This window comes from Pseudomonas flexibilis (assembly GCF_000802425.1).
Lineage (GTDB): Bacteria > Pseudomonadota > Gammaproteobacteria > Pseudomonadales > Pseudomonadaceae > Serpens > Serpens flexibilis.
In genome coordinates this window covers 39,288-65,569 of record NZ_JRUD01000016.1, presented here as the reverse complement: position 1 = coordinate 65,569, position 26,282 = coordinate 39,288, and the positions used below count along the sequence as shown (strand labels likewise).

At 65.0% G+C, this 26,282-nt stretch carries 21 protein-coding genes; 10 read left to right on the top strand and 11 right to left on the bottom strand.

Translation table 11 applies throughout. From position 1 onward, the window contains the following. Positions 1–116: 116 nt before the first annotated feature. Both SF06_RS11360 and SF06_RS11355 read right to left on the bottom strand, forming a co-directional pair. Positions 117–614 carry a DUF934 domain-containing protein gene (locus SF06_RS11360; RefSeq protein WP_027590357.1) on the bottom strand — a complete coding sequence of 166 codons (498 nt, stop codon included), beginning with the start codon at positions 612–614 and terminating at the stop codon, positions 117–119. After that, positions 598–2,256: a nitrite/sulfite reductase gene (locus SF06_RS11355; RefSeq protein WP_039561490.1), complete on the bottom strand. Its 1,659-nt coding sequence runs from the start codon at positions 2,254–2,256 to the stop codon at positions 598–600. Before SF06_RS11355 ends, SF06_RS11360 begins: the two co-directional genes overlap by 17 nt. Before the next feature lie 367 nt (positions 2,257–2,623). Here SF06_RS11355 and SF06_RS11350 point away from each other — a divergent pair, with 367 nt between their 5' ends. Then, positions 2,624–3,703 carry an ABC transporter substrate-binding protein gene (locus SF06_RS11350; RefSeq protein WP_039561488.1) on the top strand — a complete coding sequence of 360 codons (1,080 nt, stop codon included), beginning with the start codon at positions 2,624–2,626 and terminating at the stop codon, positions 3,701–3,703. Here the strand turns inward: SF06_RS11350 and SF06_RS11345 are convergent. After that, a complete protein-coding gene (locus SF06_RS11345) occupies positions 3,691–3,903 on the bottom strand; it encodes a DUF2970 domain-containing protein (protein WP_027590360.1) in 213 nt (70 codons plus the stop codon). The two genes, SF06_RS11350 and SF06_RS11345, sit on opposite strands and share 13 nt — an antisense overlap. 190 nt (positions 3,904–4,093) lie before the next feature. Here SF06_RS11345 and SF06_RS11340 point away from each other — a divergent pair, with 190 nt between their 5' ends. Then, a complete protein-coding gene (locus tag SF06_RS11340; RefSeq protein ID WP_052199799.1) occupies positions 4,094–5,545 on the top strand; it encodes a GGDEF domain-containing protein in 1,452 nt (483 codons plus the stop codon). Here SF06_RS11340 and SF06_RS11335 read toward each other — a convergent pair. Continuing rightward, positions 5,525–6,562, bottom strand: a complete 1,038-nt coding sequence (locus SF06_RS11335; protein WP_039561486.1) for an RNA methyltransferase — start codon at positions 6,560–6,562, stop codon at positions 5,525–5,527. The genes SF06_RS11340 and SF06_RS11335 overlap by 21 nt on opposite strands. Before the next feature lie 19 nt (positions 6,563–6,581). After that, complete coding sequence (locus SF06_RS11330; protein WP_039561485.1) at positions 6,582–7,727, bottom strand: MFS transporter; 1,146 nt, start codon at positions 7,725–7,727, stop codon at positions 6,582–6,584. A 140-nt stretch (positions 7,728–7,867) separates the two neighbouring features. Between SF06_RS11330 and SF06_RS11325 the strand changes: the two genes are divergently transcribed. The 3 genes from SF06_RS11325 to SF06_RS11315 all read left to right on the top strand — a co-directional run bounded on the left by SF06_RS11325 (position 7,868) and on the right by SF06_RS11315 (position 9,732). Beyond that, positions 7,868–8,170, top strand: a complete 303-nt coding sequence (locus tag SF06_RS11325) for a DUF1883 domain-containing protein (RefSeq protein WP_027590363.1) — start codon at positions 7,868–7,870, stop codon at positions 8,168–8,170. 89 nt (positions 8,171–8,259) lie between these two features. After that, entirely contained in the window at positions 8,260–9,186 is a 927-nt protein-coding gene (locus tag SF06_RS11320) for a DMT family transporter (protein WP_039561484.1), read from the top strand. 114 nt (positions 9,187–9,300) lie between these two features. Further along, on the top strand, positions 9,301–9,732 hold the full coding sequence (locus SF06_RS11315) for a hypothetical protein (RefSeq protein ID WP_052199797.1): 432 nt from the start codon (positions 9,301–9,303) through the stop codon (positions 9,730–9,732). A gap of 49 nt (positions 9,733–9,781) precedes the next feature. Here SF06_RS11315 and SF06_RS11310 read toward each other — a convergent pair whose 3' ends face one another. Both SF06_RS11310 and metH read right to left on the bottom strand, forming a co-directional pair. Then, positions 9,782–11,065 carry a leucine-rich repeat-containing protein kinase family protein gene (locus SF06_RS11310; protein WP_039561482.1) on the bottom strand — a complete coding sequence of 428 codons (1,284 nt, stop codon included), beginning with the start codon at positions 11,063–11,065 and terminating at the stop codon, positions 9,782–9,784. A 104-nt stretch (positions 11,066–11,169) separates the two neighbouring features. Next, positions 11,170–14,862 (bottom strand): methionine synthase, encoded by a 3,693-nt coding sequence (gene metH / locus SF06_RS11305; RefSeq protein WP_039561480.1) that lies wholly within the window; start codon positions 14,860–14,862, stop codon positions 11,170–11,172. A gap of 158 nt (positions 14,863–15,020) precedes the next feature. Between metH and SF06_RS11300 the strand changes: the two genes are divergently transcribed. Continuing rightward, the gene (locus SF06_RS11300) at positions 15,021–17,300 is read left to right on the top strand and encodes a fatty acid cis/trans isomerase (RefSeq protein ID WP_437123606.1); all 2,280 of its coding nucleotides are present in this window, start codon (positions 15,021–15,023) and stop codon (positions 17,298–17,300) included. A 91-nt stretch (positions 17,301–17,391) separates the two neighbouring features. After that, positions 17,392–17,976, top strand: a complete 585-nt coding sequence (gene nfuA, locus SF06_RS11295; protein WP_027590368.1) for a Fe-S biogenesis protein NfuA — start codon at positions 17,392–17,394, stop codon at positions 17,974–17,976. A gap of 168 nt (positions 17,977–18,144) precedes the next feature. Here the strand turns inward: nfuA and acnB are convergent, their stop codons facing one another. Then, a complete protein-coding gene (gene acnB, locus SF06_RS11290; RefSeq protein ID WP_027590369.1) occupies positions 18,145–20,754 on the bottom strand; it encodes a bifunctional aconitate hydratase 2/2-methylisocitrate dehydratase in 2,610 nt (869 codons plus the stop codon). 370 nt (positions 20,755–21,124) lie between these two features. Between acnB and SF06_RS11280 the strand changes: the two genes are divergently transcribed. Beyond that, complete coding sequence (locus tag SF06_RS11280) at positions 21,125–21,574, top strand: DUF1289 domain-containing protein (RefSeq protein ID WP_039561477.1); 450 nt, start codon at positions 21,125–21,127, stop codon at positions 21,572–21,574. A 4-nt stretch (positions 21,575–21,578) separates the two neighbouring features. On the opposite strand, the gene SF06_RS11275 is transcribed toward SF06_RS11280, so the two are convergent. After that, positions 21,579–22,442 (bottom strand): universal stress protein, encoded by an 864-nt coding sequence (locus SF06_RS11275; protein ID WP_027590371.1) that lies wholly within the window; start codon positions 22,440–22,442, stop codon positions 21,579–21,581. A gap of 205 nt (positions 22,443–22,647) precedes the next feature. On the opposite strand from SF06_RS11275, the gene SF06_RS11270 reads away from it, so the two are divergent. Further along, positions 22,648–23,250: a MiaE family protein gene (locus SF06_RS11270; RefSeq protein WP_039561476.1), complete on the top strand. Its 603-nt coding sequence runs from the start codon at positions 22,648–22,650 to the stop codon at positions 23,248–23,250. 27 nt (positions 23,251–23,277) lie between these two features. On the opposite strand, the gene lpxH is transcribed toward SF06_RS11270, so the two are convergent. Continuing rightward, a complete protein-coding gene (gene lpxH, locus SF06_RS11265; RefSeq protein WP_039561474.1) occupies positions 23,278–24,003 on the bottom strand; it encodes a UDP-2,3-diacylglucosamine diphosphatase in 726 nt (241 codons plus the stop codon). Beyond that, entirely contained in the window at positions 24,000–24,494 is a 495-nt protein-coding gene (locus SF06_RS11260) for a peptidylprolyl isomerase (protein ID WP_027590374.1), read from the bottom strand. Before SF06_RS11260 ends, lpxH begins: the two co-directional genes overlap by 4 nt. Positions 24,495–24,614: 120 nt before the next feature. Here SF06_RS11260 and SF06_RS11255 point away from each other — a divergent pair, with 120 nt between their 5' ends. After that, positions 24,615–26,282: a glutamine--tRNA ligase/YqeY domain fusion protein gene (locus SF06_RS11255; RefSeq protein ID WP_027590375.1), complete on the top strand. Its 1,668-nt coding sequence runs from the start codon at positions 24,615–24,617 to the stop codon at positions 26,280–26,282.

Below are 26,282 nucleotides of genomic sequence, written 5' to 3'. Positions count from 1 at the left end.
GCTGTTCTTGTCCACCATCGCGCCGGAACGGCGCGCAGGGTGGATCGGTGAAGCGCAATCCACCCTGCGCTTGCCCTCCGTAAAAGAAGGCCCCGCCGGTTGGTGGGGCCTTTTGCTTACTGTCGGCGACGGAACAGCGGACGCGGATCGTCGCTGGCCGCCTGGTAGGTCACGGAAAAGTCCTTGAGGCCTTCCAGCGCATCGTGGGGATCGCGGTCCGCGCGGATCGCATAGGCATCGAATCCACAGCGGCGCATAAAGAACAGCTGGTCGCGCAGCACGTCCCCGATGGCGCGGATCTCGCCGCGATAGCCGTAGCGTTCGCGCAACAGGCGGGCGCTGGAATAGTGACGGCCATCGGTAAAGGCCGGGAAATTGAGTGCCACCACCTGAAAGGCGTCCAGCTGGTCGCTGATCTCCTCCACGGCTTCGTCCGCATCCAGCCAGACGCCCAGGCCTCCATCGCGGGCCTTGAGCGCGTGGGCGTGCTCGCGCCATAGGGCCAGCGGCACGATCAGGTTGTCGCTATTGGGCAGGCCTTCAAGGGTCGCTTCCTTGTCCAGCAGATGCCAGCGGTCATCCACTACCTGGTCGTTCTTAATGATGCGCTGCATAGACGCGTTCCTTGAAGGGGTCGATGCCAATACGGCGGAAGGTATCGATGAAGCGCTCGTCTTCGGTGCGCTGGGCCAGATAGACGCCGACGATTTTCTCGATCACGTCTGGCATGTCATCCTGGGCAAACGATGGGCCGAGGATCTGGCCGAGGCTGGCGTCGCGGCCGGAGCTGCCGCCCAGCGACACCTGATAGAACTCCGCCCCTTTCTTGTCCACGCCGAGAATGCCGATGTGGCCGATGTGGTGGTGGCCGCAGGCGTTCATGCAGCCGGAGATGTTCAGGTCCAGCTCGCCCAAGTCGAACAGGTAGTCCAGGTCGTCGAAGCGACGCTGGATGGCTTCGGCCACTGGAATCGACTTGGCATTGGCCAGCGAGCAGTAGTCCCCGCCGGGGCAGGCGATGATGTCGGTGAGCAGGCCGATGTTTGGCGTGGCCAGGCCCAGCTCGCGCAGCTCCAGCCAGAGCGCGTGCAGCTGGCTCTGCTCGACGTCGGCGAGAATCATGTTCTGTTCGTGGGAGTTGCGCACCTCGCCGAAGCTGTAGCGGTCGGCCAGCTCGGCGATGGCGTCCAGCTGCTTGTCGCTGACATCGCCTGGCGCCACGCCGGTCTTCTTCAGCGACAGAGTGACCGCCGCGTAGCCCGGCTTCTTGTGGGCGGTAACGTTGCGCGCGCGCCAGCGGGCAAAGCCGGGGTTTTCTGCATCCTGCCGGGCCAGCAGTTCGTCCTGATCCTCAAGCGCGCGATAGGCCGGGTCGACGAAGAAGCGGCTGACGCGCGCGACTTCCTCTTCGGTCAGGGTGGTGGGGCCATCCTTAAGGTGCTGCCACTCGGCATGCACGCGCTCGGCGAATACCTCGGGAGTCAGCGCCTTGACCAGGATCTTGATGCGCGCCTTGAACTTGTTGTCGCGACGGCCATAGCGGTTGTAGACCCGTAGAATCGCATCCAGGTAGCTGAGCAAGTGCTGCCAGGGCAGGAATTCATTGATGAAGCTGCCGACAATCGGCGTGCGGCCCAGGCCGCCGCCGACCGAGACGCGAAAGCCCAGCTCGCCGGCGGCGTTGCGTACGGCTTCCAGGCCGATGTCATGCACTTCAATGGCGGCGCGGTCGCGCGCCGCGCCGTTCACCGCGATCTTGAACTTGCGCGGCAGGAAGGCGAATTCCGGATGGAAGGTGGACCACTGGCGGATGATCTCGCACCAGGGGCGCGGGTCCACCAGCTCGTCGCGGGCCACGCCGGCGAACTGGTCGGTGGTGGTGTTGCGGATGCAGTTGCCGCTGGTCTGGATGGCATGCATCTGTACGCCGGCCAGCTCGGCCAGGATGTCCGGCACATCTTCCAGTTCCGGCCAGTTGAACTGCACGTTGGTGCGCGTGCTGATGTGCGCGTAGCCCTTGTCGTAATGACGGGCGATGTGCGCGAGGGTGCGCACTTGCGTCGAGGACAGCAGACCGTAAGGCACCGCGATGCGCAGCATGGGTGCGTAGCGCTGGATGTACAGGCCGTTCTGCAGGCGCAGCGGGCGGAACTCGTCTTCCTTCAGCTCACCGGCCAGGTAGCGGCGGGTCTGGTCGCGAAACTGCCGGACGCGCTCCTCGATGATGTGCTGGTCGTACTGGTCGTAAACGTACATAGGGGTCCTGTAAGCGGTCTACTGCCGGGTTGCGCGCGCAGTCGCGCCACCGCACGTTGGGGCCGGCACGATAGCAGTATCGATTTATGCTTAAAAGTGAAGTTTAAGAATATGTTTAGAGTTAAAAGGAATTAAAAACAGCGCGCGCGCCTTCTGCAAAGCTGGTCTTTACTCGAAGCGGGTTGCGCAGAATAAGGGAACACGCATGGACAAGCACTCCGGTCATGACGAGAGCGACAGCCGAGTCGACGCAGTGGCGATTCTCGCGCTGATTCTTCTGGCCGTCTCGACGGCAGTCTATTGGGTCAGCCAACAATAGCTGGCAGAATGCCAGGCTTTGTCTGGCTTCGATGGTGCGGTGTTGTCAATGAGGCGTGTAGTCACCGGGTTGTTTCTGTGCTGGATGACCTTTGCCGCCTGTGCCGCCCCGTCGGTGGCCTTCATCAATCCTGGCTACTCCAGCGAGCCCTTCTGGGTCAGTTATTCCCACTTCATGCAGGCCGTGGCCGATGACCTGGGTATGGAACTGGAAATCCATTACGCCGAACGGGATTTCAACCGCCTGCTGGCGCTGGGCAGGCAGGTGCGCGACCGCCAGCCGGACTACCTGTTGTTCGTCAATGAGATCTATGCCGGTCCCGAGCTGTTGAGAATTTTCGAAGACAGCCCGGTTCGACTCTTCAATGTGCACAGCACCCTCACCGCCTCGCAGCGCGAGCGCACCGGCAATCCGCGTGAGCGCTATCGCAACTGGATCGGCAGCCTGATTCCCAACGACGAGGAAGCCGGCTATCTGATGGGCAAGGCCCTGGCAGCCATGAAGCCACCGGGCCAGGCGGAAATGCTGGCCTTCGGCGGCGTGCCGCAGACCCCGTCGGCGCAGCTGCGCAACCTGGGCCTGCTGCGCGCGCTTGGCGAGCACCCGGACATTCGTCTGCGCCAGCTGGTCAACGGCGAGTGGTCGCGCCAGCGGGCCCGGGACCAGGCGCGCACGCTGTTCGAGCGCTACCCCGCTGTCCGGCTGGTATGGTCCGCCAACGACGAGATGGCCCTCGGTGCCATCGAGGCGGTGCGCGAGCGGGGACTGCAGCCGGGCAGGGATGTGCAGTTCAGTGCGGCGAACAATTCCGCCGAGGTCTTCCAGGCGCGGCTGGAAGGTGACATCGGGGCGCTGACGTCCGGGCATTTCACCCTGGGAGGCTGGGCGCTGCTGCTGGTTCACGATTACCACCTGGGGCGGGACTTTGCCGAGAGTATCGGCGTTGATGCGTTGGGCAAGGTGTTCAGATTGCTGGACGAGGAGCAGGTGGCGCTGCTTCAGCGCCGGCTCGGCGCAGCGCCGCTGCAGGTGGATTTCCGTCGTTACAGCCGGGTTTTGCACCCTGAACGGGTCGGCTATCCGCTGGATCTGTCACCGTTGCTCGATGTGCCGACTCAGGCCAGGTAGAGCGCCAGCTTCACCAGGCCGAGGACGATCAGTACGAAGAACAGGCAGAACAGCAGCCCGAGCACGATGAACTGCACCGGGCGGCCGCGACTGAAATCGCGCGCGCGGTTCTTGCCGCTCTGCACGCCCAGGGCGGCCGCCAGCACGCTCTGCAGCAGCTCACCCCAGCCAAGGGGGCGCTTGTCGTCGTGGTCGTTCATGTCGTGCTCCTGTCGCAAAGGGTATCAGCGAAAGTAAAGCTGCCCGTGGCGAGATGGGTGCCTGTGACCGGAGTCACGGGGCGGCGGGGGCGAGCGGCTGCGCAGGGTGCCGAATGTTAAAGTCGCAGGCCAGACCGGCAGGGTGAGCGGGTTGGAGCAGGCACCACAGGGAGAAACTGAAGTGAGAATCATGGCATCGACCGACTGGGAGGCTCGCGCGCTGCGGCTGCTGGGCGTGCTGCTGCTGGTCCTGTTCACCGCCTGGCTGGGCATCGCCACGCGACCGGTCGGCCTGCTGGCCTCCTTCTGGCCCGCTAATGCCGTGCTGCTGGGGCTCTTCATCCTTCACCCCCAACTGGCACGCCCGGAAGGCTGGATCGCCGCCCTTGCGGGCTATGTGTCGGCCGATCTGTTCATGGGCGGCGACCTGTTGTTCTCCCTGCGACTTTCCCTGGTCAACCTCGCCTTCGTGGCCAGTGGCCTGCTCTTGGTCCGGCTGATGCCCCGGCGTTTTCGCTCTCTGCGCAGGCCCAGCGGCCTGCTGGCGCTGTTTGCCATCTGTCTGCTGGCCTCGGGCTGTTCCGCGCTGGCCGCCGTGTTGCTGGGGCATCTCGTCAGCCCTCGGCTGTTCGCCACGGCGTGGGAGGCCGGGGCATCCTGGTTCAGTGCGGACCTGACCAATGCCGTGCTGATCCTGCCTGCCATGCTGTCGGCGCCGGAGTTTTTCTCGCGTCTGGCCAGCGGCAGGCATTCCCGGCGGCGGGACGACCTGTGGGAGTTCGCGCCGGTGGTGGCGCTGCTGGTCTCGCTGATGGTCTGTGTCGGTGTGGGTGGGCCGGCCTCGCTGGGCATCGTGGTGCCCGCGCTGCTCTGGTGCGCCCTGAGTTATTCCCTGTTTATCTCGGCCTTGCTGACCCTGCTGGCCTGTGTCTGGTTGTTCGTGGCGGTGAGTCTCGGGCTGGTGCCGCTGCTCGATGCGGGCAACGATTTCGCCCGGACGGTCGCGCTGCGCCTGGGCATCACGCTCTTCGCCCTGGGCCCGCTGACGGTGGCCAGCATCAACCAGGCTCGCAATCGTGAATTGCTGGCGCTGCGACAGCGCGCCGATCACGACATCCTGACCGGCGCCCTGTCGCGCCGGGGCTTTTTCAGGCGTGGCGAAGGACTGCTGCGCCAGCACAGGGGCACCGCAACCCCGCTGGTGGTGATGATGCTGGACCTCGACCACTTCAAGCGCGTCAACGACCGCCATGGACATGCGGTGGGTGACGAGGTGTTGCGTAGCTTTGCCGGCGGTGTCCGGCAGATTCTGCGTCAGAGCGATCTCTTCGGGCGCCTGGGCGGCGAAGAGTTCGCTCTCGTGCTGTCTGGCCTCACGGAGGCGGATGCGCTGGGCATGGCCGAGCGGATCCGCAGCGCGGTGGCGCGGCGCCCACTGCAGGCGGGGACCGATCATGTGGTCGCGACGCTGAGCATCGGTCTGGCCTGGTATGCGCAAACGCCGGCTGGGACGCTGGATGAATTGCTGGCTGACGCCGATCGCGCGCTGTACCAGGCCAAGGATGAAGGGCGTGACCGGGTGGTGATGGTCACGCTGGCCGGGCGGGAAAGCCCCGAACTGTCAGCGTTGCCCCTGGCCTGAACGGGTGCGGCTGCCGCGCTCGGCGCGGGCGCGCAATTGGCCGCAGCCGCCGTCCACATCCTGCCCCGCCGAGTTGCGGACCTTGGTCAGCACGCCGTTGCCATGCAGATAGCGGACGATCTGGCGGATGCGTTCGCCATCCGGCCGCTGGTACTCATCCTGCTCCAGGCTGTTGTAAGGGATGACATTCATGATCGCGTACTTGCCCTTGAGTAGCCGGATGATCCCTTCCATCTCGTCCTGGCTATCATTGATGCCCTTGAGCAGGGTCCACTGGTACTGGATCGGATAGCCGACCTCGCGAGCGTAGGCTTCGCCGCGCTCGACCAGCTCCTCGGGTGCCAGGCGCGGCGCGCGCGGCAGCAGCTGTTCCCGCAGGGCCGCATCGGTGCTGTGCAGGGACAAGGCCAGCGCCGGTTTCACACGCTGCAGCGGCAGGCGCTCGAATACCCGGGGATCACCCACCGTGGAGAACACCAGGTTCTTGTGACCGATGCCGCCTTCACTGCCCAGCACGTCGATGGCGTCCAGCACGTTGTCGAGGTTGTGGGCCGGCTCGCCCATGCCCATGAACACCACCTTCTTCACGGCGCGCTTGCGCCGGGCCAGGGCGACCTGGGCGAGGATCTCGGCACTGCCGACCTGGCGCAGCAGGCCGCTCTTGCCGGTCATGCAGAAGGTGCAGCCCACCGCGCAACCCACCTGGCTGGACACGCAGAGCCCGTCGCGGGGCAGCAGCACGCTCTCGACCAGCTGTCCGTCATTCAGCGCCACCAGCAGCCGGGCGGAGTCATCGGCACCCGGGTGCTCGGAGCGCAGGCGGGCCAGGTCGTCGAGCATCGCCTTGAGGGCCGGGAGGTTGTCGCGTACCGCCAGGGGGAGGAAATCCTGGCTCTGCTGGCGCCGGGTGCCGGTGTCCAGCGGCAGCCCGTGCAGCCAGGCACGCAGGATACGGGTGATGTGCAGGGGCTTGGCGCCCAGCTCGGCGAGGTGTTGATGGATCTGCTGGATTCGCATGGGTCGAATGTCTGGAAGGCTAGCGAGGCAGGCGTGTCGTGCTGAACAACATGCCCAGCAACAAAGCGGCGACCATGGCGAAGGCGATGGTCAGGGAGCTGTGGTGAGCCACGAAACCCATCAGCGCCGGGCCGGCCAGGACGCCGGCGAAGCCTACCGTGGTGGCGGCGGTGACCGCCAGGTGTACCGGCATGTCCTTCTGGTGGTTCAGGGAAGAAATCAGTACGGGGGATATGTTGGCGCAGCCCAGGCCACACAGGGCGTAACCGATCAGCGCGACGATCCAGTGGCTGGCCAGCAGGCTGAGCAGCAGGCCCGTGGCGGCCAGCACCGATCCGATGACCACCACGCGCACGGTGCCCAGGCGGGCGACCACCGGCCCGCCGGCCAGACGGGCGATGGCAACCAGCGCGGCGAAGCTGGCATAGCCCAGGCCAGCCAGGGACATGGCCATGCCTGTTTCCTGGGTGAGGTAGATCGCGCTCCAGTCCAGGATCGCGCCTTCAGCCAGGTAGACGACAAAGCACAGCAGGCCCACCACCAGCACCACGCCAGTGGGGCGGGCGAACATCACGCCGCCGGCGGGCGCACGGTCCGGCAACAGGCCGCTGCGGATGGCCAGTGTGGTGACGAGGATCAGGCCGACCAGCAGCAGTGTACTGAGCGCCGGAGACAGACCGAGCGTCAGCAGGGCGGTCAGGCACGCCGCCCCGGCGATGGTGCCCAGGCTGAACATGCCGTGAAACTGTGACATCAGCGGCCGTTGCAGGGCGCGTTCCACTTTCAACGACTGGATGTTGAGCAGGATGTCCAGCACACCCAGCGTGCCGCCGAAGGCGAACAGGGCAAACCCCAGCCAGACGATCGAATCGGTAAGCGCCATGATCGCGAGCGCGCAGATCAGCAGCGCCAGGCTACCCAGGGAGGCCAGGCGAATGCCCAGACGCGCGGCCAGCATGCCGGACAGCGGCATGCAGGACAGCGAGCCGGCACCCACGCAGAGCAGCAGCAGGCCAAAGGTGGCGTCGCTCATCGGAATGCGCTCGCGCACGTAGGGAATCAGCGGGGCCCAGACCGACAAGCCGAACCCGGCAAGGAAGAAGCCGCAGCGGGTGGCCCAGCGCACCCGGGGGGCGCTGATGTCGAGGGTGTGAGAAGCAGACATGAAAGAAAAACGAGCCTCGGTAATGCGGATGCCGGGTGCCGCCCCGGGGCGGCGCAACATACCGCAAAGCGGTGGCGGGTGGGAGATTTTTGGCGCCGCGTGGTATGGTGCGCGCCCCTCGTAAGATGCCTCGACCTGCCATGAAATTCATCCACCGGCGCGAATACCTCAACGAAGACGATCTGGTGATCATCGAATCTTCCCAGCCGTGCAACATCCGGCTGATGAACGACGCCAACTTCCGCAGTTTCCGTAACGGCGGACGGCACACCTACCACGGCGGCGCATTCATCCGTTTCCCCGCCCGGATCCGCGTGCCGAGCACCGGTTTCTGGAACATCACGCTGGATACCGTGACACGCAAGGCCATCAGCGTGACCCAGAAGCCCAAGCTGGATTTTCGCATTCGCTTCAAGCGCAACACGCCCACCGACCAGGGCTGATACGCGGAACCGCTGCGTCGTATGTGGGTCGCAGCCCTGTGGGTGGCCTTGCCCGCAGGAGATCCCATGCACATCCGGTGTCCTCGTTCATGACAGTGCGCAGCTCGTCTGTGCGGTTGCGTGCCCATGCGGGGATGCTGCTCTGGGCACTGCTGGTGGGACTGTCCTTCCCGGCGGTTGGACTCCTGGGTCAGCAGCTGCCGCCGCTCTGGCTGACTGCCCTGCGCTTCACCATCGCTGCCCTGGCGCTATTGCCTCTCTATCTCCGCCAACCCGGCTGGCCTTCCGCCCGGGGCTGGCTGCTGTACCTGCTGATGGGGGCTTCGCTAGGCGGATTCTTCGCCATCATGTTCTGGGCGGCCCATAGGGTCAGCTCGCTGTCCATGGCCGTACTGTTTGTCAGCGTGCCGTTGCTGGCCTATGGACTGGGGCGCGGCTTTGGCGTGGAGCGGCCGGTGCCTGCGCTGCTGGGCTGTCTGCTGCTGGGGGCAGTGGGAGCCCTCGGGCTGGCCTGGGCTGAACATCGCTCCAGCGACCAGCTACTGCAGCCCGGCATGGGCGAGGCGCTTTTCTTCCTCGGCTGCCTGTGTTCGGCGCTCTACCCGGTTCTCAGCAAGTGGGGCCTGGCGCGGGGCTGGCTGGAGCAGGCGTCGGTGCCCCGTGCGTTCTGGAGCCTGCTGGGCGGTGCGGCGATCACTGCCGGGCTCGGCCTGTTGCTGGAGACGCCTGAAAACCTGCTGGGCATGAGTCAGCGGGAATGGCTGGTGGTGGTGTACCTCGGAATCCTGTCGACCAGCGCCACCTTCTGGCTGCAGCAACATGCCACCCGGCTGCTTTCACCCGGAGGGATCGCTGCCTACGGCTATCTGGTGCCCTTCGTGGCGATGCTGGTGATGTTTTCCCGTCAGCCTGAAGCCATCGGCTGGGCCTGGCTGCCCGGCAGCCTGCTGGTGCTGCTCGCCATGGGCCTGCTGTTGCGCGAGGACCTCCATGCTCACGCGCCGTTACACAAGTAGATGCCTAACCGATTGATTTTCCTTGCGTTGATTTTATGCTTGCCCACCATTGGAAGGCCGCAAGCCGGCCCCATATAGCGCCTATGTAGGCACAACCTCAGGAGTTACCCCCGCGTGAAATCCCTCAAGTTCTCCTTTACCAGCCTGGCTCTGGCCGGCCTGCTGGTTGGCACCACCGGTTACGTTGATGATGCGGAAGCCGCCCGCAAGCGCATGAGCGCCAAGCCGGCCCCGGCCGCTCAGGCCAAGCCGGCTACCCGTTACGGTTCCTCTCCCGCCGCCCAGGCCAAGCCTGCCGCTCCGGCACAGAACGCCGCTCCGGCTGCCGCCATGGCGCCGGCCCGTACCACCGGTACCGCGCCCGCCGCTGCGCAGGCCGCGCCGCAGTCGGCCGGCAGCGGCTTCATGGGCAGCATGGCTGGCGCTGTCGCCGGTAGCGTGATCGGTGGCGCAGTGGTCAACACCCTGTTTGCCGACGATGCGGTTGCCGAAGAGGCCCCGGTGGCTGAAGCCGTTCCGGCCCAGACCGAGGCCGTGGCGCAGTAATCGGCTCGTTACGAAGAAAAAACCGCCAGCTTGTCTGGCGGTTTTCGTTTCAGGCCAGGGTGGCGCAGAGGGTCTGGAAGTCCGGCCGGCTGGCGACCCGTTCGTCCAGGCAAGCCTGCTGGAGCTGGCGCAAGGCTTGCTGGCGCTGCGGCTGGTCATCGGCAGGGCAGTGGTCGAGCAGTTCCTCCAGCAGGCAGCCGAAGGCGCGGCTTTCCAGGCGCATCAGCCGCTGCCCCTGGGCGCTGTCTGGATCGATGAAGGTGGCGCCGCCGAAGTCGCTGAGCAGGGTGTGGCCGTCGCCGTCGACCAGCAGGTTATGGCCATACAGGTCGCCATGCAGAATGCCACGTCCGTGCAGGTGCGCCACGGCGGCCGCGGTGCCCTGGGCGATGCGCAGCGCCTGCTCCGTCGAGAGCGTCCAGCCGTCGGGGTAGCAATCCCGGGTGCAGCTGGCAAGCGACGGCGGCCCGGCCAGGGTGCGGTAGCGCGGCGGCAGGCGCTCCATCAGCAGCGCCGGCAACGGACTGTGTTTGGTGCGCAGGATGCCCTTGACGGCTATCAGATGCGGGTGCGCGCCGGCAGCCAGGCAGGCCGCCAGCTCGCTTTCCGGCAGGCCGTCGCTGGTGACCTGGCCCTTGAACAGCTTGGCCGCCACGGCGGCGCCGTCCTGTAGCAGCCCGGCATGGATCAGCCCGGAGGCGCCCTGGCCGAGCAGCTCGCCCAGTTGCACCTCGTTCCGGGAATAGACGCGCGTGTCCGGGACGGCGGGGAAGGGACTGCACGGGTTGCCGGAAAACGCCAGCCAGCTCAGGCGCGGCAGCTCGCCGAGCCAGTCCGGCAGCGCCTCGAAGCGGTTGGCGGCCAGTCGTAGCAGTTCCAGGTTGGCTGCGTCGGCGAGGCTGTCCGGCAACGCCGACAATCGATTGCCGGAAAGCATCAGCTTCTGCAGGCGCGGGCGCTGGCCCAGCGCATCCGGCAGCCGGGCAATGCGGTTATCGGTAAGGATAAGCCAGCGCAGCTGTGGCGGCAGTGCGGCGCCGGCCACCCGCTCGATGCGGCAGGCCTTGAAGCCGACCATCTCCAACCGCGGGCATTCGCCCAATACCTCGGGAAGCTCGGTGAAGGGATTCTCCGAACAGAAGACGACCTTCAGGTTCTTCAGGCGCGGCAGGTCATCCGGCAGGCGTGACAGTTGGTTGCCGGACAGGTTGAGGACTTCCAGGCTGTCGGCCAGCGCGAAGATCTCGTTGGGGAATTCCGTCAGGTCGGCGGCCAGGTCCAGCCGACGTAGGCCGGCCAGCTCGCCACGGCGCAGTTGCTCGAGGGTATGCATGGGCGAATCAGGTGTCGAGGAAGCGTAGGGTGGACAACCGCTGTGCGTTGTCCACCGTGCAAGACCTGCGGTGGATGCGCAAAACGACATCCACCCACCGGGCCTCAGGCGTCGTAACCCAGGTTCGGCATCAGCCAGCGTTCGCTGACGTCGATGGCCTGGCCCTTGCGCCGCGAGTAGCTTTCCACCTGGTCCTTGTCGATCTTGCCGACGGCGAAGTACTGCGCCTCGGGATGGGCGAAGTACCAGCCGCTGACGGCCGCGGTGGGGAACATGGCGTAGTGCTCGGTGAGGGTCACCTGACTGATGCCGTCGGCGTCGAGTAGTTGGAACAGCGTGCCCTTCTCGGTGTGATCCGGGCAGGCCGGGTAGCCGGGCGCCGGGCGGATGCCCTTGTACTGCTCGCGGATCAGGTCGTCGTTGCTCAGCTGTTCGTCCGCCGCGTAGCCCCAGTATTCCTTGCGCACGCGCTCGTGCAGCCACTCGGCGCAGGCCTCGGCCAGGCGGTCGGCCAGCGCCTTGACCATGATCGAGTTGTAATCGTCGCCGGCGTCCTGGTAGGCCTTGGCCACTTCCTCGGCGCCGATGCCGGCGGTGCAGATAAAGCCTCCGACATAGTCCTGCTTGCCGCTGTCCTTCGGCGCGACGAAGTCGGCCAGGCTGAAGTTCGGCTTGCCGTCGGTCTTGATGGTCTGCTGGCGCAGGTGGTGCAGGGTCGCCAGCGGCTGGCCGTCCTCGCCGTAGACTTCCAGATCGTCATGGGCGACCTGGTTGGCCGGCCAGAAACCGACTATCGCCCTGGCGCTGATGAGTTTCTCGCTGATCAGTTTCTCCAGCATGGCCTGGGCATCGTTGTACAGGGCGGTGGCGGCTTCGCCGACCACTTCGTCCTGCAGGATGCGCGGATACTTGCCGGCCAGGTCCCAGGAGATGAAGAACGGCGTCCAATCGATGTACTGTGCCAGCGTGCGCAGGTCGATATCCTCCAGCACCTTGCGGCCAGTGAAGGTCGGCTTGGCCGGGGTGTAACCGGCCCAGTCGAACTGCGGCTTGGCGGCGATGGCCTGCTCGTAGCTCAGGCGCTCGGTGCGCGCGCTGCGGTTGGCGGTGCGCTCGCGGATCATCGCGTACTCCTCGCGAATCTTCGTGGCGTACTCCGGCTTCATCTCCTTGGACAGCAGGGTGGTGGCCACGCCCACGGCGCGCGAGGCGTCGGTGACGTACACCACCGCGTCGTTCTGATAGTGCGGATCGATCTTCACCGCCGTGTGCGCCTTGGAGGTGGTGGCGCCGCCGATCATCAGCGGCAGCCGGATGCCCTGACGCTGCATTTCCTTGGCCACATGCACCATCTCGTCCAGCGACGGGGTGATCAGCCCGGACAGGCCGATGATGTCGCACTTCTCCTCGAGGGCGGTCTTGAGGATCTTGTCGGCCGGCACCATCACACCCAGGTCGACGATGTCGTAGCCGTTGCAGCCCAGCACCACGCCGACGATGTTCTTGCCGATGTCGTGCACGTCGCCCTTCACGGTGGCCATGAGGATCTTGCCCTTGGCTTCCGGCTTGTCACCCTTTTCCGCCTCGATGAAGGGGATCAGGTGCGCCACGGCCTGCTTCATCACCCGGGCGGACTTGACCACCTGGGGCAGGAACATCTTGCCCGAGCCGAACAGGTCGCCGACCACGTTCATGCCGGCCATCAGCGGGCCTTCGATGACCTCGATGGGCCGCGCGCACTGCTGGCGGCATTCCTCAGTGTCCTCGACGATGAAGGCGGTGATGCCCTTGACCAGCGCGTGCTCCAGGCGCTTTTCCACCGGCAGGCTGCGCCATTCCTCGTTCTCGACTTCCCTGACCGCGCCGCCGCCCCGGTAGTCTTCGGCGATGGCCAGCAGCGCTTCGGTACCGCCGGGGTGGCGGTTGAGGATCACGTCTTCCACCTTATCGCGCAGCTCGGCCGGGATCTCGTCATAGATCTCCAGCTGACCGGCATTGACGATGCCCATGGTCAGGCCCGCCTTGATGGCGTGGTAGAGGAATACCGAGTGGATGGCCTCGCGCACCGGGTTGTTGCCACGGAACGAGAAGGACACGTTGGACACGCCGCCCGAGGTCAGCGCGTGGGGCAGGTGGTCGCGGATGAAGGCGCAGGCCTCGATGAAGTCCACCGCGTAGTTGTTGTGTTCCTCGATGCCGGTGGCCACGGCAAAGATGTTCGGGTCGAAGATGATGTCTTCCGGCGGGAAGCCCACCTCGTTGACCAGAATGTCGTAGCTGCGCTGGCAGATTTCCTTCTTGCGCGCGGCGGTGTCGGCCTGGCCGGCCTCGTCGAAGGCCATCACCACCACGGCGGCGCCGTAGCGCTTGCACAGTCGCGCGTGCTCCTTGAACTGCTCGACGCCTTCCTTCATGGAGATGGAGTTGACGATGCCCTTGCCCTGGATGCACTTCAGGCCGGCTTCGATCACCTCCCACTTGGAGGAGTCGATCATGATCGGCACGCGGGAGATGTCCGGCTCGCCGGCGATCAGGTTGAGGAAGCGCACCATCGCCGCCTTGGAGTCGAGCATGCCCTCGTCCATGTTGATGTCGATCACCTGGGCGCCGGCTTCGACCTGCTGCAGGGCGACTTCCAGCGCCTCGGTGTAGTTCTCCTCGCGGATCAGGCGGGCGAACTTGGCGCTGCCGGTGATGTTGGTGCGCTCGCCGACGTTCACGAACAGGGAGTTGCGGTCGATGGTGAACGGCTCAAGGCCCGACAGACGGCAGGCCTTGGGGATCTCGGGAATCACGCGCGGCGGGTACTTGGCCACGGCCTCGGCGATGGCCTGGATGTGCGCCGGGGTGGTGCCGCAGCAACCGCCGATGATGTTCAGCAGGCCCGAGGCGGCGAATTCCTCGACCACTTCGGCCATCTGCGCCGGGGTTTCGTCGTATTCGCCGAAGGCGTTGGGCAGGCCGGCGTTGGGGTGGGCGGACACGTGGGTATCGGCCTTGGCCGCCAGCTCGGCCAGGTAGGGACGCAGCTCCTTGGCGCCGAGGGCGCAGTTCAGGCCCACGGAAATCGGCTGGGCGTGGCGTACCGAGTTCCAGAACGCCTCGGTGGTCTGCCCGGACAGGGTGCGGCCGGAGGCATCGGTGATGGTGCCGGAAATCATGATCGGCAGCTCGACGCCCAGTTCCTCGTATACGCCCTGCACGGCGAAGATCGCCGCCTTGGCGTTGAGGGTGTCGAAGATGGTCTCGATGAGGATCAGGTCGGCGCCGCCCTCGATCAGGCCGCGGGTGGCCTCGGCGTAGTTCTCCACCAGCTCGTCGAAGGTGACGTTGCGGTAGCCGGGGTCGTTGACGTCCGGGGAGATGGAGCAGGTGCGGCTGGTCGGGCCGATCACGCCGGCGACGAAGCGCGGCTTGTCGGGGGTTTCCAGGGTCTTGGCGTCGGCCACTTGGCGGGCCAGGCGGGCGCCTTCCACGTTCAGTTCATACACCAGCTCTTCCATGCCGTAGTCGGCCTGGGACACGCGGGTGGCGTTGAAGGTGTTGGTTTCCAGGATGTCGGCGCCGGCGTCCAGGTAGGCCTTCTCGATGGCCTGGATGACGTCCGGGCGGCTCAGCAGCAGCAGGTCGTTGTTGCCCTTGACGTCCTGCGGCCAGTCGGCGAAGCGTTCGCCGCGATAGTCGGCTTCGTCCAGCTTGTAGCTCTGGATCATGGTGCCCATGCCGCCATCGAGGATCAGGATGCGTTCCTTCAGGGCCTGCTGAAGAAGGGAGAGGCGGGTGCTGCGATCGGACATGGAAAAACCTGGCGAAGAGGGTGTGACAAAAGTGCGCGCATGATAGCAAAGCTGCACGGGGCTTGAGCCGGGCGTGGTTGTGCATGAGCACGGCTCATGTTGCAGCCACGGGCCCGCCTTCCGGATAGAATGCGCGGCCTTCCTTCAGGAGCGCCGCCGTGATTCGTCGTGCCGTCCTTGCAGTCGCCGCGCTGGCGCTGAGCACCCTGGCCATGGCAGAACCGCTGTCCTATCAGCGGGACATCCAGCCGATCTTCACCGCCAAGTGCGTGGCCTGCCACGCCTGCTACGACTCGCCCTGCCAGCTCAACCTGGGCAGTGGTGAGGGGGCCGAGCGCGGCGCGCACAAGCTGCCGGTGTACAACGGCACCCGCACCCAGGCGCAGGACACCACCCGGCTGTTCCTCGATGCCCAGGGCGAGGCAGCCTGGCGGCGCAAGGGCTTTCATTCGGTTCTGGAAGGTCAGTCCGACCAGGCGGCGCTGATGGCGCGCATGCTGGAGCTGGGCCGCAGCCAGCCCCTGGCGCCCAATGTCCGGCTGCCCGAGTCGCTGGATATTGGCATCTATCGCGACAACCAATGCCCATTGCCGGACGAGTTCGCGGCCTACGCCAAGGCCAATCCGCACGGCGGCATGCCGTTCGCGGTGACCGGGCTGAGCGACGAGGAGTACGCCACCCTGCAGCGCTGGCTGGCGCAGGGCGCGCCGCTGGACAGCCGCTCATGGCAGCCGAGCCCACGCGAGCAGGTGCAGATCAGCGATTGGGAAGGCTTCCTCAACGGCAGCAGCCTGCGCGAACAACTGGTGGGACGCTGGCTATACGAGCACCTGTTCCTGGCCCACCTGTACTTCGAGGACGGCGAGCAGACGCACTTCTTCCAGCTGGTGCGTTCGCGTACGCCGAGCGGGCAGCCCATCGACCCCATCGCCACGCGGCGTCCCAACGACGATCCGGGCACCGATTTCCACTACCGCCTGCGTCCCGTCACCGATGTGATCGTGCACAAGACGCATATCACCTATCCGCTCGGCGCGGCGAAGCTGGCGCGGGTGAAGGCGCTGTTCTTCGCCGAGGACTGGGACCTGGAGCAGTTGCCGGGCTATGGCGTCGGTCGGCGCGCCAACCCCTTCGCGACCTTCGAGGCGATTCCGGCGCGGGCGCGCTACCAGTTCATGCTGGATAACGCCGAATATTTCGTGCGCACCTTTATCCGCGGGCCGGTGTGTCGTGGGCAGATCGCCACCGACGTGATCCGCGACCAGTTCTGGGTGCTATTCCAGGACCCGGAGCATGACCAGTACATCGCCGATGCGGATTACCGGCGCCAGGCGACGCCGTTGCTGGCCATGCCCGGCCAGCTCGACAACCTCGGCGACCTCTGGAGCCTGTGGCTCGCCTATCTGAACAAGCGCAACCAGTACGAGGAATTGCGCCGGGAACGCTACAGCGGCGCAGCGACGGAATGGGCACAGATCTGGCGCGGCAACGACAATGCGCTGCTAAGCGTGTTTCGCCATCACGACAGCGCCTCGGTGCGCAAGGGATTGATCGGCGCCGTACCGCAGACGTTGTGGTGGATGGACTACCCGCTGCTGGAGCGCACCTACTACCAGCTGGTGGTTAATTTCGACGTGTTCGGCAATGTCTCCCATCAGGCGCAGACGCGGCTGTATTTCGACCTGATCCGCAATGGCGCCGAACTCAATTTCCTGCGCCTGTTGCCGGCCGATTCGCGCCAGGCGTTGCTGGACAGCTGGTATGAGGGCAGCGGCCAATTGAAGCTGTGGCTGACCTACACGGGGGTCGACACTCGCACGCCCAGCGGCCTGACGCTGCCACAAGAGGGCGTGCTGCCGGCGTTCGCCGCCGGACTGCTCGGACGCTTCGAGTCGATCAACGCCCTGTCGGACGACCCACTGAACCGTTGCGGCGGCGCTGCCTGTGCTCGTGCGGATGGTCCGCCGGCGTTGCGCGAGGCCGAGCAGGCCCTGCGCCGGCTGGCGGCGAGCCCGGCGGCCGGGCTGCCGGTCATCCACCAGATGCCGGATGTCACGCTGCTGCGGGTGTCGCTTCCGGATGGCTCGCGGGTGATCTACACACTGTTGCGCAACCGCGCGCACAGCAACGTGGCCTTCATGCTCGGCGAGTCGCTGCGCTACCAGCCGGAGAAGGACACCCTCACGGTCTATCCGGGCCTGCTGGGCAGTTATCCCAACTTCCTGTTTTCACTGTCTGCCCAGGAGGTGCCAGCCTTCGTGGCGGCACTGGAGCAGGCCGGCAGCGCCGAGGCGTTCGCCGACATCGCATCGCGCTGGGGCATTCGCCGCAGCCATCCGGCCTTCTGGGACTACTTCCATGACCTGAGTGCCTACCTGCGGGAGCAGGAGCCACGAGAGGCTGGCGTGCTGGACATGAACCGTTATCGGAACCTGTAGCCAGAGGGCGCTCAAATCCGACTTGAATACTTGGACTTAACCGCCAAAGCCCTTTGGCGTACACTGCGCCGCATGTACGCGAGGAGTTGCCATGAGCACCATCACCATCACCGAATCCGCTGAAAAGTACCTGGCCGAGCTGCTCGAGAAGCAGAACACCCCCGGCATCGGTATCCGCGTCTTCATCACCCAGCCGGGCACTCCCTATGCCGAAACCTGCATCGCCTATTGCAAGCCCGGCGAGCAGAAGGCCGAGGACACCGCGCTGTCGCTGGCCAGTTTCACCGCCTGGATCGATGCCGTCAGCGAGCCCTTCCTGGAAGACGCCGTGGTGGATTACGCCACCGACCGCATGGGTGGCCAGCTGACCATCAAGGCGCCCAACGCCAAGGTGCCGATGATCAGCGAAGATAGCCCGCTCAACGAGCGCATCAACTACTACCTGCAGACCGAGGTGAATCCCGGTCTGGCCAGCCATGGCGGCAACGTGAGCCTGGTGGACATCGTGGAGGAGGGCATTGCCGTCCTGCAGTTCGGGGGCGGCTGCCAGGGTTGCGGCATGGTGGATACCACTCTCAAGGATGGTGTGGAGAAGACCCTGATGGAGCGCATTCCGGAGCTGAAGGGTGTGCGTGACGTGACCGACCACAGCAATCGCGAGAACGCTTACTACTAGTCGGCAGGGTAGCGGTTAAAGAGCCTCGCTTCGGCGGGGCTTTTTCATGCCTGCGCGTCAGTCGCGACTGAAGTCGCTCCTACAGGTTCGGTGGCTCCAGCCGCGATGCGCTGGAAACAAAAGGGCCCGTGTCTTGCGACACGGGCCCTTGGTGTTACCGGCTAAGGCTTAGGCCTGAACGACCGGGATCTTCGCGTTGGCCGCGGCTTCGCGGAACTCGGCGATCTGGTCGAAGCTCAGGTAGCGGTAGATATCGGCAGCCATGCTGTCGATGTCCTTCGCGTAGGCCATGTACTCCTCGACGGTCGGCAGCTTGCCGATGATCGAGGCGACCGCTGCCAGTTCGGCAGAAGCCAGGTACACGTTGGTGGCATCGCCCAGACGGTTCGGGAAGTTACGGGTCGAGGTGGAGACCACGGTGGAGCCGGTCTGTACGCGCGCCTGGTTACCCATGCACAGCGAGCAGCCCGGCATTTCCATGCGGGCACCGGCCTTGCCGTAAATGCCGTAGTAGCCTTCTTCGGTCAGCTGGTGGGCGTCCATCTTGGTCGGCGGTGCCAGCCACAGACGGGTCGGAATGCCACCCTTGACCTTGTCCAGCAGTTTACCGGCAGCGCGGAAGTGACCGATGTTGGTCATGCAGGAACCGATGAACACTTCGTCGATCTTGTCGCCGGCCACGGTGGACAGCAGACGAGCGTCGTCCGGATCGTTCGGGGCGCACAGGATCGGTTCCTTCACTTCGTTCAGGTCGATCTCGATGACGGCCGCGTATTCGGCGTCCTTGTCGGCTTCCAGCAGCTCCGGCTTGGCCAGCCAGGCTTCCATCGCCTTGGCGCGACGCTCCAGGGTGCGGGCATCGCCGTAGCCTTCGCTGATCATCCAGCGCAGCAGGGTGATGTTGGACTTCAGGTACTCGGCGATCGAGTCTTCCGGCAGCTTGATGGTGCAACCGGCAGCCGAACGCTCGGCGGAGGCGTCGGACAGTTCGAAGGCTTGTTCCACGGTCAGACCGGTCAGGCCTTCGATTTCCAGGATGCGGCCGGAGAAGATGTTCTTCTTGCCCTTCTTCTCGACAGTCAGCAGGCCCTGCTGAATGGCGTAGTAGGGGATGGCATGCACCAGGTCACGCAGGGTGATACCGGGCTGCATCTTGCCCTTGAAGCGCACCAGCACGGATTCCGGCATGTCCAGCGGCATGACCCCGGTGGCGGCGGCGAAGGCTACCAGGCCGGAACCGGCCGGGAAGGAGATGCCGATCGGGAAGCGAGTGTGGGAGTCGCCACCGGTACCGACGGTGTCCGGCAGCAGCATGCGGTTCAGCCAGCTGTGGATGATGCCATCACCCGGGCGCAGGGACACACCGCCACGGTTCATGATGAAGTCGGGCAGGGTGTGGTGAGTGGTGACGTCGATGGGCTTCGGATAGGCGGCGGTGTGGCAGAAGGACTGCATCACCAGGTCGGCGGAGAAGCCCAGGCACGCCAGGTCCTTCAGCTCGTCGCGGGTCATCGGGCCGGTGGTGTCCTGGGAACCGACGGTGGTCATCTTCGGTTCGCAGTAGGTGCCCGGGCGCACGCCCTTGCCTTCCGGCAGACCGCAGGCGCGGCCGACCATCTTCTGGGCGAGGGTGAAGCCCTTGCCGCTGTCAGCCGGCGCTTCCGGCTTCTTGAACAGGGTGGACGGAGCCAGACCCAGCTCGGCGCGAGCCTTCTCGGTCAGGCCGCGGCCGATGATCAGCGGGATACGGCCGCCAGCGCGGACTTCGTCCAGCAGCACGTCGGTCTTCAGCTGGAAGGTGGTGACCAGCTCGTTGCTGTCGTGACGACGGACTTCGCCCTTGTACGGGTACACGTCGATGACGTCGCCCATGGCCAGGTTGGTGCAGTCGAATTCGATCGGCAGGGCGCCGGCGTCTTCCATGGTGTTGTAGAAGATCGGGGCGATCTTGGTGCCGAAGCAGAAACCACCGGCGCGCTTGTTCGGCACGTAGGGGATGTCGTCACCGAAGAACCACAGCACGGAGTTGGTGGCGGACTTGCGGGAAGAACCGGTACCGACCACGTCGCCGACGTAGGCGACCGGGAAGCCCTTGGCCTTCAGCGCTTCCATCTGCTTGATGGGGCCGACGGAGCCGGGAACGTCCGGGTTGATGCCGTCGCGGGCCATCTTCAGCATGGCCAGGGCGTGCAGCGGGATGTCCGGGCGGGACCAGGCGTCCGGAGCCGGGGACAGGTCGTCGGTGTTGGTTTCGCCGGTGACCTTAAATACGGACAGGGTGATCTTTTCGGCAACGGCCGGACGGTTCTGGAACCATTCGCCGTCGGCCCAGGACTGCAGCACGGCCTTGGCGGCGGCGTTGCCCTTCTTGGCACGTTCGGCCACGTCGTGGAAGGCGTCGAACATCAGCAGGGTGTGCTTCAGTTGTTCGGCGGTCACGTTGGCCAGTTCGGCATCGTCCAGCAGCTCGACCAGGGTGGCGATGTTGTAGCCGCCCTGCATGGTGCCCAGCAGCTCAACGGCGCGCTGCTTGCTGATCAGCGGAGACTTGGCTTCGCCCTTGGCGATGGCGGAAAGGAATCCGGCCTTGACGTAGGCGGCTTCGTCGACGCCCGCGGGGACGCGGTTGGTGATCAGGTCAACCAGGAAGGCTTCTTCGCCAGCCGGCGGGTTCTTCAGCAGCTCGACCAGGCCTGCGGTTTGTTCGGCGTTCAGCGGCTGAGGCACGACGCCTTGGGCGGCGCGCTCTGCTACGTGTTTGCGGTAGGCTTCAAGCACAGTTATTACCTCATCAGTGGTCCCATGGGCCGGGACACTCATCCCGGGAACCTCGAGCCTGCACTCCACCGCTTTATGGGCGGCTTTGCCTGGGCTGCGAGATTTCCCCTCAAGAAGCTGCTTTCAAAGTTTTACGCCAAGGGGGACGAAGCGAGGAAGCGCTGCGATGAGGTTCTCGTCCCGCTCGGTTCGACTGTGCTCGTGACGCTTTGAAAACAGCTTCCGGCGGTTGGTGATGCCAAAAACGGCGGATGGATTCTACTGGAAAGGCGCTGTGAAAGTAAGTCGCGCAGCCACTACAAGCCGGGGTGACCCGGGTTAGACAAAGGGCTAAGATGCCCGCCCCGCAAGCCGCCACCCGGTCTTCGCCATGTCCGATTCCCGCCTGCCCACACCCTGTGTCGGACGCTGCTCCACAGTGTTTGGCGACCTGGTGTGCCGGGGTTGCAAGCGCTTCCTGCACGAGATCGTCGACTGGAACGCGTACGACGAGTCCCGCAAGGCACAGGTATGGGGGCGACTCGAGCAATTGCTGGTGCGGGTGATGGAGAAAAAGCTGGTGATCCAGGATGCGCAACTGTTGCGTCATCAGCTGGAGCGGCGGCAGATCCGCTTTGTGCCGCAGCTGTCGCCCTACTGCTGGGCCTATCAGCTGCTGGCCCATGGCGCCCGGCATATCCGCCGCCTGGACGCCTACGGGTTGGCGCTGCAGCCGGCTTACGGCGAATGGACGCTGACAGCGCTGCGCGATGCGATCGATGAGGAGTTCTATGCGCTCTCCGAGGCCCGCCGCCGGCAGGAAGCCGGTGGGCAGGCCTGAGGCTTCAGCGCTGCAGCAGGGTTTCCAGGTGCTGAATGATGTCTTCCGGCTTGAGTACCAGCACGTCGCTTTCCAGTGAGTCCAGCACCACCTCTGCGGTATTGCCCATCAGGGCGCCCGCCAGGCCGGTACGGGCCACGGTGCCGATTACGGTCACCGCTGCGTTGAGCGCGTGGGCGGTCTTGGGGATCAGTACGTCCGCCGGTCCTTCCTGGATATGCAGGTGGCTGTCCGGAACTTCGTATTCGTCCTGGAACCTGCGGCAGGCCTCGCGGTAGCGCTGCTCGATGGTTTCCTTGAGCTGGAAGGTCGGGTCGGCCGCCGAGAGCATGGGGGAGGGGTGGGCGCTGAGAACGTGCAGCTCGCCCTGGCACAGGCGGGCGATGTCGCTGGCATGGCCAACGATGCCGGTGTGCAGCGTCTGGTGCTCGCTGTCGGAGTTGCCGACATCCACGGCGGCGAGGATGGCACGGCCGGTCCAGGGCTGGTCGTTCTTGACCATCAGCACCGGGCAGGGGCAGTAGCGCAGCAGTTTCCAGTCTTCCGGAGTCAGGAAGGCCTTCTTCAACAGGCTGTCGCGGCGGTGCTGCTTGATCACCAGTGCGCACCCTTCGGCCTGCTGCACGGCGATCACGGTCTGGTGCGGGCCGTCCTGCCAGGCTTGTTGGGCGGTGACGGAGTATCCCTCGTCGGTGAGCGTTTTGGTCAGCGTGTCGAGCAGGGCGGCGTGGTTCTGAGCGGGCTCCGCGCAGATCAGCAGATGCAGATGCGACTGGGTCACGCTGGCAATCAGCTGGGCGCGCTTCAGCGCGAGCTGTTCCGGAAGATCGGGCTGGATGACGACCAGAATGCTGCGGATCGCTTGCATATGTGTGCTCCTTTGCGGTGTGCCTGGCTGAACTGTAGCCGCCTCGTCGGCCCATGCCGCTGACCTGGGTCAAGCGCGGGCGCTGGCTGGACGGGCGTGCGGTCGTATAATGCGCCGTTTTCGCTGTCGAGCCGAGCGTAATGTCCCCAAATCGAGTCCTGGATTCAGCTTTGTCCATCCCGCGCATGCCGAGCGGGAGGTGCTGATGAACTTGCCGGAAATTCATGCATTCCTGGGTTGCCGCACGCCGGATGCCTGGGTGGCGATGGCGCTGCAACACCAGGACATCCTGCTGATCGATCACAAGAACTGCGAGTTCAAGGCCGCTTCGACCGCGCTGAGCCTGATCGCCAAGTACAACCAGCGCCTGGATCTGGTCAACTACATGTCGCGGCTGGCGCGCGAAGAGCTGGTGCACCACGAGCAGGTGCTGCGCATCCTCAAGAAGCGCAAGGTCGAGGTCCGACCGGTGTCCGCCAGTCGCTATGCCTCCGGGCTGCGTGCCGGGGTACGCACGTCGGAGCCGCACAAGCTGATCGACACACTGGTAGTGGGTGCCTATATCGAGGCGCGAAGCTGTGAGCGCTTCGAGGCACTGGTGCCGCATCTGGACCTGGAGCTGGCCAAGTTCTACGCCGGCTTGCTGCAGTCCGAGTCGCGGCATTACCAGAATTATCTGAAGTTCGCCTATCAGTTCGGCGAGCCGGCCGATGTGGAGCGCTCGGTCGAGCGCTTCCGCGAACTGGAGCGGGAGCTGATCGAAAGCCCCGACGCGGAATTCCGCTTTCACAGCGGCGTGCCGGCTTAAGGGCAGCGGCCGGACGCAGGGTCCGGCTTACGCCTCCAGCGGGAAGGGCGCCTGTCTCCGTCCGTTGCCGTCGATCTGCAGGGCCCAGCCCTGCCTGTCCCAGTCGCCCAGCACGATACGCTGAGCGTCCTGCCCATTCACCGAGAGCGTATGGACGTCGGGTCGGTGGGTATGGCCATGAATCAGCGTGCGTACGCCGTGCTCGGACATCACTCGCTCGACCTCCGCCGGTGTTACATCGGTGATTTCGGCGGTCTTCATGCGGGTCTGTGCCCGGCTTTCATTGCGCAGCTTGCGCGCCAGTTGGCGGCGCTTGCTCAGCGGCAGGTGGCGCAGGATGAATAACGCCAGCGGATTGCGCAGGATGCGGCGCATGCGCATGTAGGCTTCATCGGCGGTGCACAGGCTGTCGCCGTGCATGAGCAGCACCCGCTCGCTCTCCAGCGTGATGACGCTGGGGTCCTTCAGCAGCGTGCAGCCCGCCTCGCGGCAGAACGCCCGGCCGATCATGAAGTCGCGGTTGCCGTGCATCAGGAAGATGCGTGTGCCGGTTTGGCTCAGCTCGTGCAGGGCGGCGGCAATCTGGTGCTGGAAGGGCGTCATGCCGTCATCGCCGATCCAGACCTCGAAGAAGTCGCCGAGGATATACAGGGCGTCGGCCTGCACCGCGCGTTCCCGCAGAAAACGCAGAAACGCCCGGGTGATGTCCGGGCGTTCCTCTTCAAGATGCAGATCGGAGATCAGCAGGATCATTCGGTGACTTCGGCACGCTCGATGATCACGTCGTCGACCGGCACGTCCTGGTGGCCGCCACGCATGGTGGTTTGCACTGCCTTGATCTTGTTGACCACATCCATGCCCTCGACCACTTCACCGAAGACCGCATAGCCCCAGCCCTGTACGGTCGGCGCAGTGTGATCGAGGAAGTCGTTGTCCTTGACGTTGATGAAGAACTGCGCGGAGGCGGAGTGCGGCTCCATGGTACGTGCCATGGCGATGGTGCCGGTCTTGTTGGAAAGACCGTTGTTGGCTTCGTTCTTGATGGGGGCGCGGGTGGACTTCTGCTTCATGCCGGGTTCGAAGCCGCCGCCCTGGATCATGAAGTTGCCGATCACGCGGTGGAAGATGGTGTTGTCGTAATGGCCATCCTTCACGTACTGGATGAAGTTGGCTACGGTTTCCGGCGCCTTGTCGGCGAACAGTTGCAGGGTGATGGTGCCGTGATTGGTGTGCAGCTTGATCATGACAAGGGCTCTCTGTCGCAGGGGAGTGAGGTCTGTCAGGTGTATGACAGCTCGGCTATGATACGGCGTTTATTTTGCTCGGCCTACCCGGGGCCGCGCAGCAGTCAGTCCAAGGATCCCATGAGCAAGCCCGAGATTCCCGCCGCCGCGAATTTTCTCCGTCCCATCGTTCAGGCTGACCTGGACAGCGGCAAGCACAGCACGATCATTACCCGCTTCCCGCCGGAGCCCAACGGTTACCTGCATATCGGTCATGCCAAGTCGATCTGTCTGAACTTCGGCCTGGCCGAAGAGTTTGGCGGCCAGTGCAACCTGCGCTTCGACGACACCAACCCGGCCAAGGAAGACCAGGAATACATCGATGCGATCAAGGAAGACGTGCGCTGGCTGGGCTTTCAGTGGGCCGGCGAGGAACATTACGCGTCGGACTACTTCGAGCAACTGCACGACTGGGCGATCCATCTGATCAAGGCCGGCAAGGCCTATGTCTGTGACCTGTCCCCCGACGAGGCCCGCGAATACCGCGGCAGTCTGACGGAGCCGGGTCGGAACAGTCCGTTCCGTGAGCGCTCGGTGGAGGAAAACCTCGACCTGTTCGCGCGCATGAAGGCTGGCGAGTTCCCGGATGGCGCACGTGCGCTGCGTGCGAAGATCGACATGGCTTCGCCGAACATGAACCTGCGCGACCCGATCCTCTACCGCATCCGTCATGCCCACCACCACCAGACCGGCGACAAGTGGTGCATCTATCCGAGCTATGACTTCACCCACGGCCAGTCGGACGCCATCGAAGGCATCACCCACTCGATCTGCACCCTGGAGTTCGAGGATCACCGCCCGCTCTACGAGTGGTTCCTGGACAACCTGCCGGTGCCGGCCAAGCCGCGCCAGTACGAATTCGCGCGCCTGAACCTGAACTACACCATCACCAGCAAGCGCAAGCTCAAGCAACTGGTCGATGAAGGCCACGTGAATGGCTGGGACGACCCGCGCATGTCCACGCTGTCCGGCTTCCGCCGCCGTGGCTATACCCCGGCCTCGATCCGCAACTTCTGCGACATGATCGGCGTCAACCGCGCGGGCGGCCTGGTGGACATTGGCATGCTGGAATTCGCCATTCGTGAAGACCTGGATGCCAACGCTGCGCGCGCCATGTGTGTGCTCAAGCCACTGAAGGTGGTGATTACCAACTATCCGGAAGGCCAGGTCGAGAACCTCGAGCTGCCGCGCCATCCGAAGCTGGACATGGGCGTGCGCGTTCTGCCGTTCTCCCGCGAGATCTACATCGACGCGAGCGATTTCGAAGAAGTGCCGCCGGCCGGCTACAAGCGCCTGATCCCGGGCGGCGAGGTGCGCCTGCGTGGCAGCTACGTGATCCGCGCCGACGAGGCGATCAAGGACGCTGAGGGCAACATCGTCGAACTGCGTTGCTCCTACGACGAAAACACCCTGGGCAAGAACCCGGAAGGCCGCAAGGTCAAGGGCGTGATCCACTGGGTGCCGGCCGCCGAAAGCGTCGAGTGTGAGGTGCGCCTGTACGACCGCCTGTTCCGTTCGCCGAATCCGGAAAAGACCGAGGAGGGCGGCAGCTTCCTGGACAACATCAACCCGGAATCCCTGGTGGTGCTCAAGGGCTGCCGCGCCGAGCCGTCGCTGGCCAGTGCGGTGGCCGAAGAGCGTTTCCAGTTCGAGCGTGAGGGCTACTTCTGCGTGGACCGTCGCGACTCGACGCCTGGGGCGCCGGTCTTCAATCGCACCGTGACGCTGCGCGACTCCTGGGGAGCCTGA

Bases quoted from the DNA above. Each gene is read 5' to 3' on its own strand.
- lpxH (WP_039561474.1), bottom strand. From the start codon at position 24,003: ATGATCCTGCTGATCTCCGATCTGCATCTTGAAGAGGAACGCCCGGAC.
- SF06_RS11325 (WP_027590363.1), top strand. From the start codon at position 7,868: ATGAAATTCATCCACCGGCGCGAATACCTCAACGAAGACGATCTGGTG.
- SF06_RS11255 (WP_027590375.1), top strand. From the start codon at position 24,615: ATGAGCAAGCCCGAGATTCCCGCCGCCGCGAATTTTCTCCGTCCCATC.
- SF06_RS11275 (WP_027590371.1), bottom strand. From the start codon at position 22,442: ATGCAAGCGATCCGCAGCATTCTGGTCGTCATCCAGCCCGATCTTCCG.
- SF06_RS11360 (WP_027590357.1), bottom strand. From the start codon at position 614: ATGCAGCGCATCATTAAGAACGACCAGGTAGTGGATGACCGCTGGCAT.
- SF06_RS11335 (WP_039561486.1), bottom strand. From the start codon at position 6,562: ATGCGAATCCAGCAGATCCATCAACACCTCGCCGAGCTGGGCGCCAAG.
- SF06_RS11345 (WP_027590360.1), bottom strand. From the start codon at position 3,903: ATGAACGACCACGACGACAAGCGCCCCCTTGGCTGGGGTGAGCTGCTG.
- SF06_RS11355 (WP_039561490.1), bottom strand. From the start codon at position 2,256: ATGTACGTTTACGACCAGTACGACCAGCACATCATCGAGGAGCGCGTC.
- SF06_RS11280 (WP_039561477.1), top strand. From the start codon at position 21,125: ATGTCCGATTCCCGCCTGCCCACACCCTGTGTCGGACGCTGCTCCACA.
- metH (WP_039561480.1), bottom strand. From the start codon at position 14,862: ATGTCCGATCGCAGCACCCGCCTCTCCCTTCTTCAGCAGGCCCTGAAG.
- SF06_RS11270 (WP_039561476.1), top strand. From the start codon at position 22,648: ATGAACTTGCCGGAAATTCATGCATTCCTGGGTTGCCGCACGCCGGAT.
- SF06_RS11260 (WP_027590374.1), bottom strand. From the start codon at position 24,494: ATGATCAAGCTGCACACCAATCACGGCACCATCACCCTGCAACTGTTC.
- SF06_RS11350 (WP_039561488.1), top strand. From the start codon at position 2,624: ATGAGGCGTGTAGTCACCGGGTTGTTTCTGTGCTGGATGACCTTTGCC.
- SF06_RS11320 (WP_039561484.1), top strand. From the start codon at position 8,260: ATGACAGTGCGCAGCTCGTCTGTGCGGTTGCGTGCCCATGCGGGGATG.
- SF06_RS11330 (WP_039561485.1), bottom strand. From the start codon at position 7,727: ATGTCTGCTTCTCACACCCTCGACATCAGCGCCCCCCGGGTGCGCTGG.
- nfuA (WP_027590368.1), top strand. From the start codon at position 17,392: ATGAGCACCATCACCATCACCGAATCCGCTGAAAAGTACCTGGCCGAG.
- SF06_RS11310 (WP_039561482.1), bottom strand. From the start codon at position 11,065: ATGCATACCCTCGAGCAACTGCGCCGTGGCGAGCTGGCCGGCCTACGT.
- SF06_RS11340 (WP_052199799.1), top strand. From the start codon at position 4,094: ATGGCATCGACCGACTGGGAGGCTCGCGCGCTGCGGCTGCTGGGCGTG.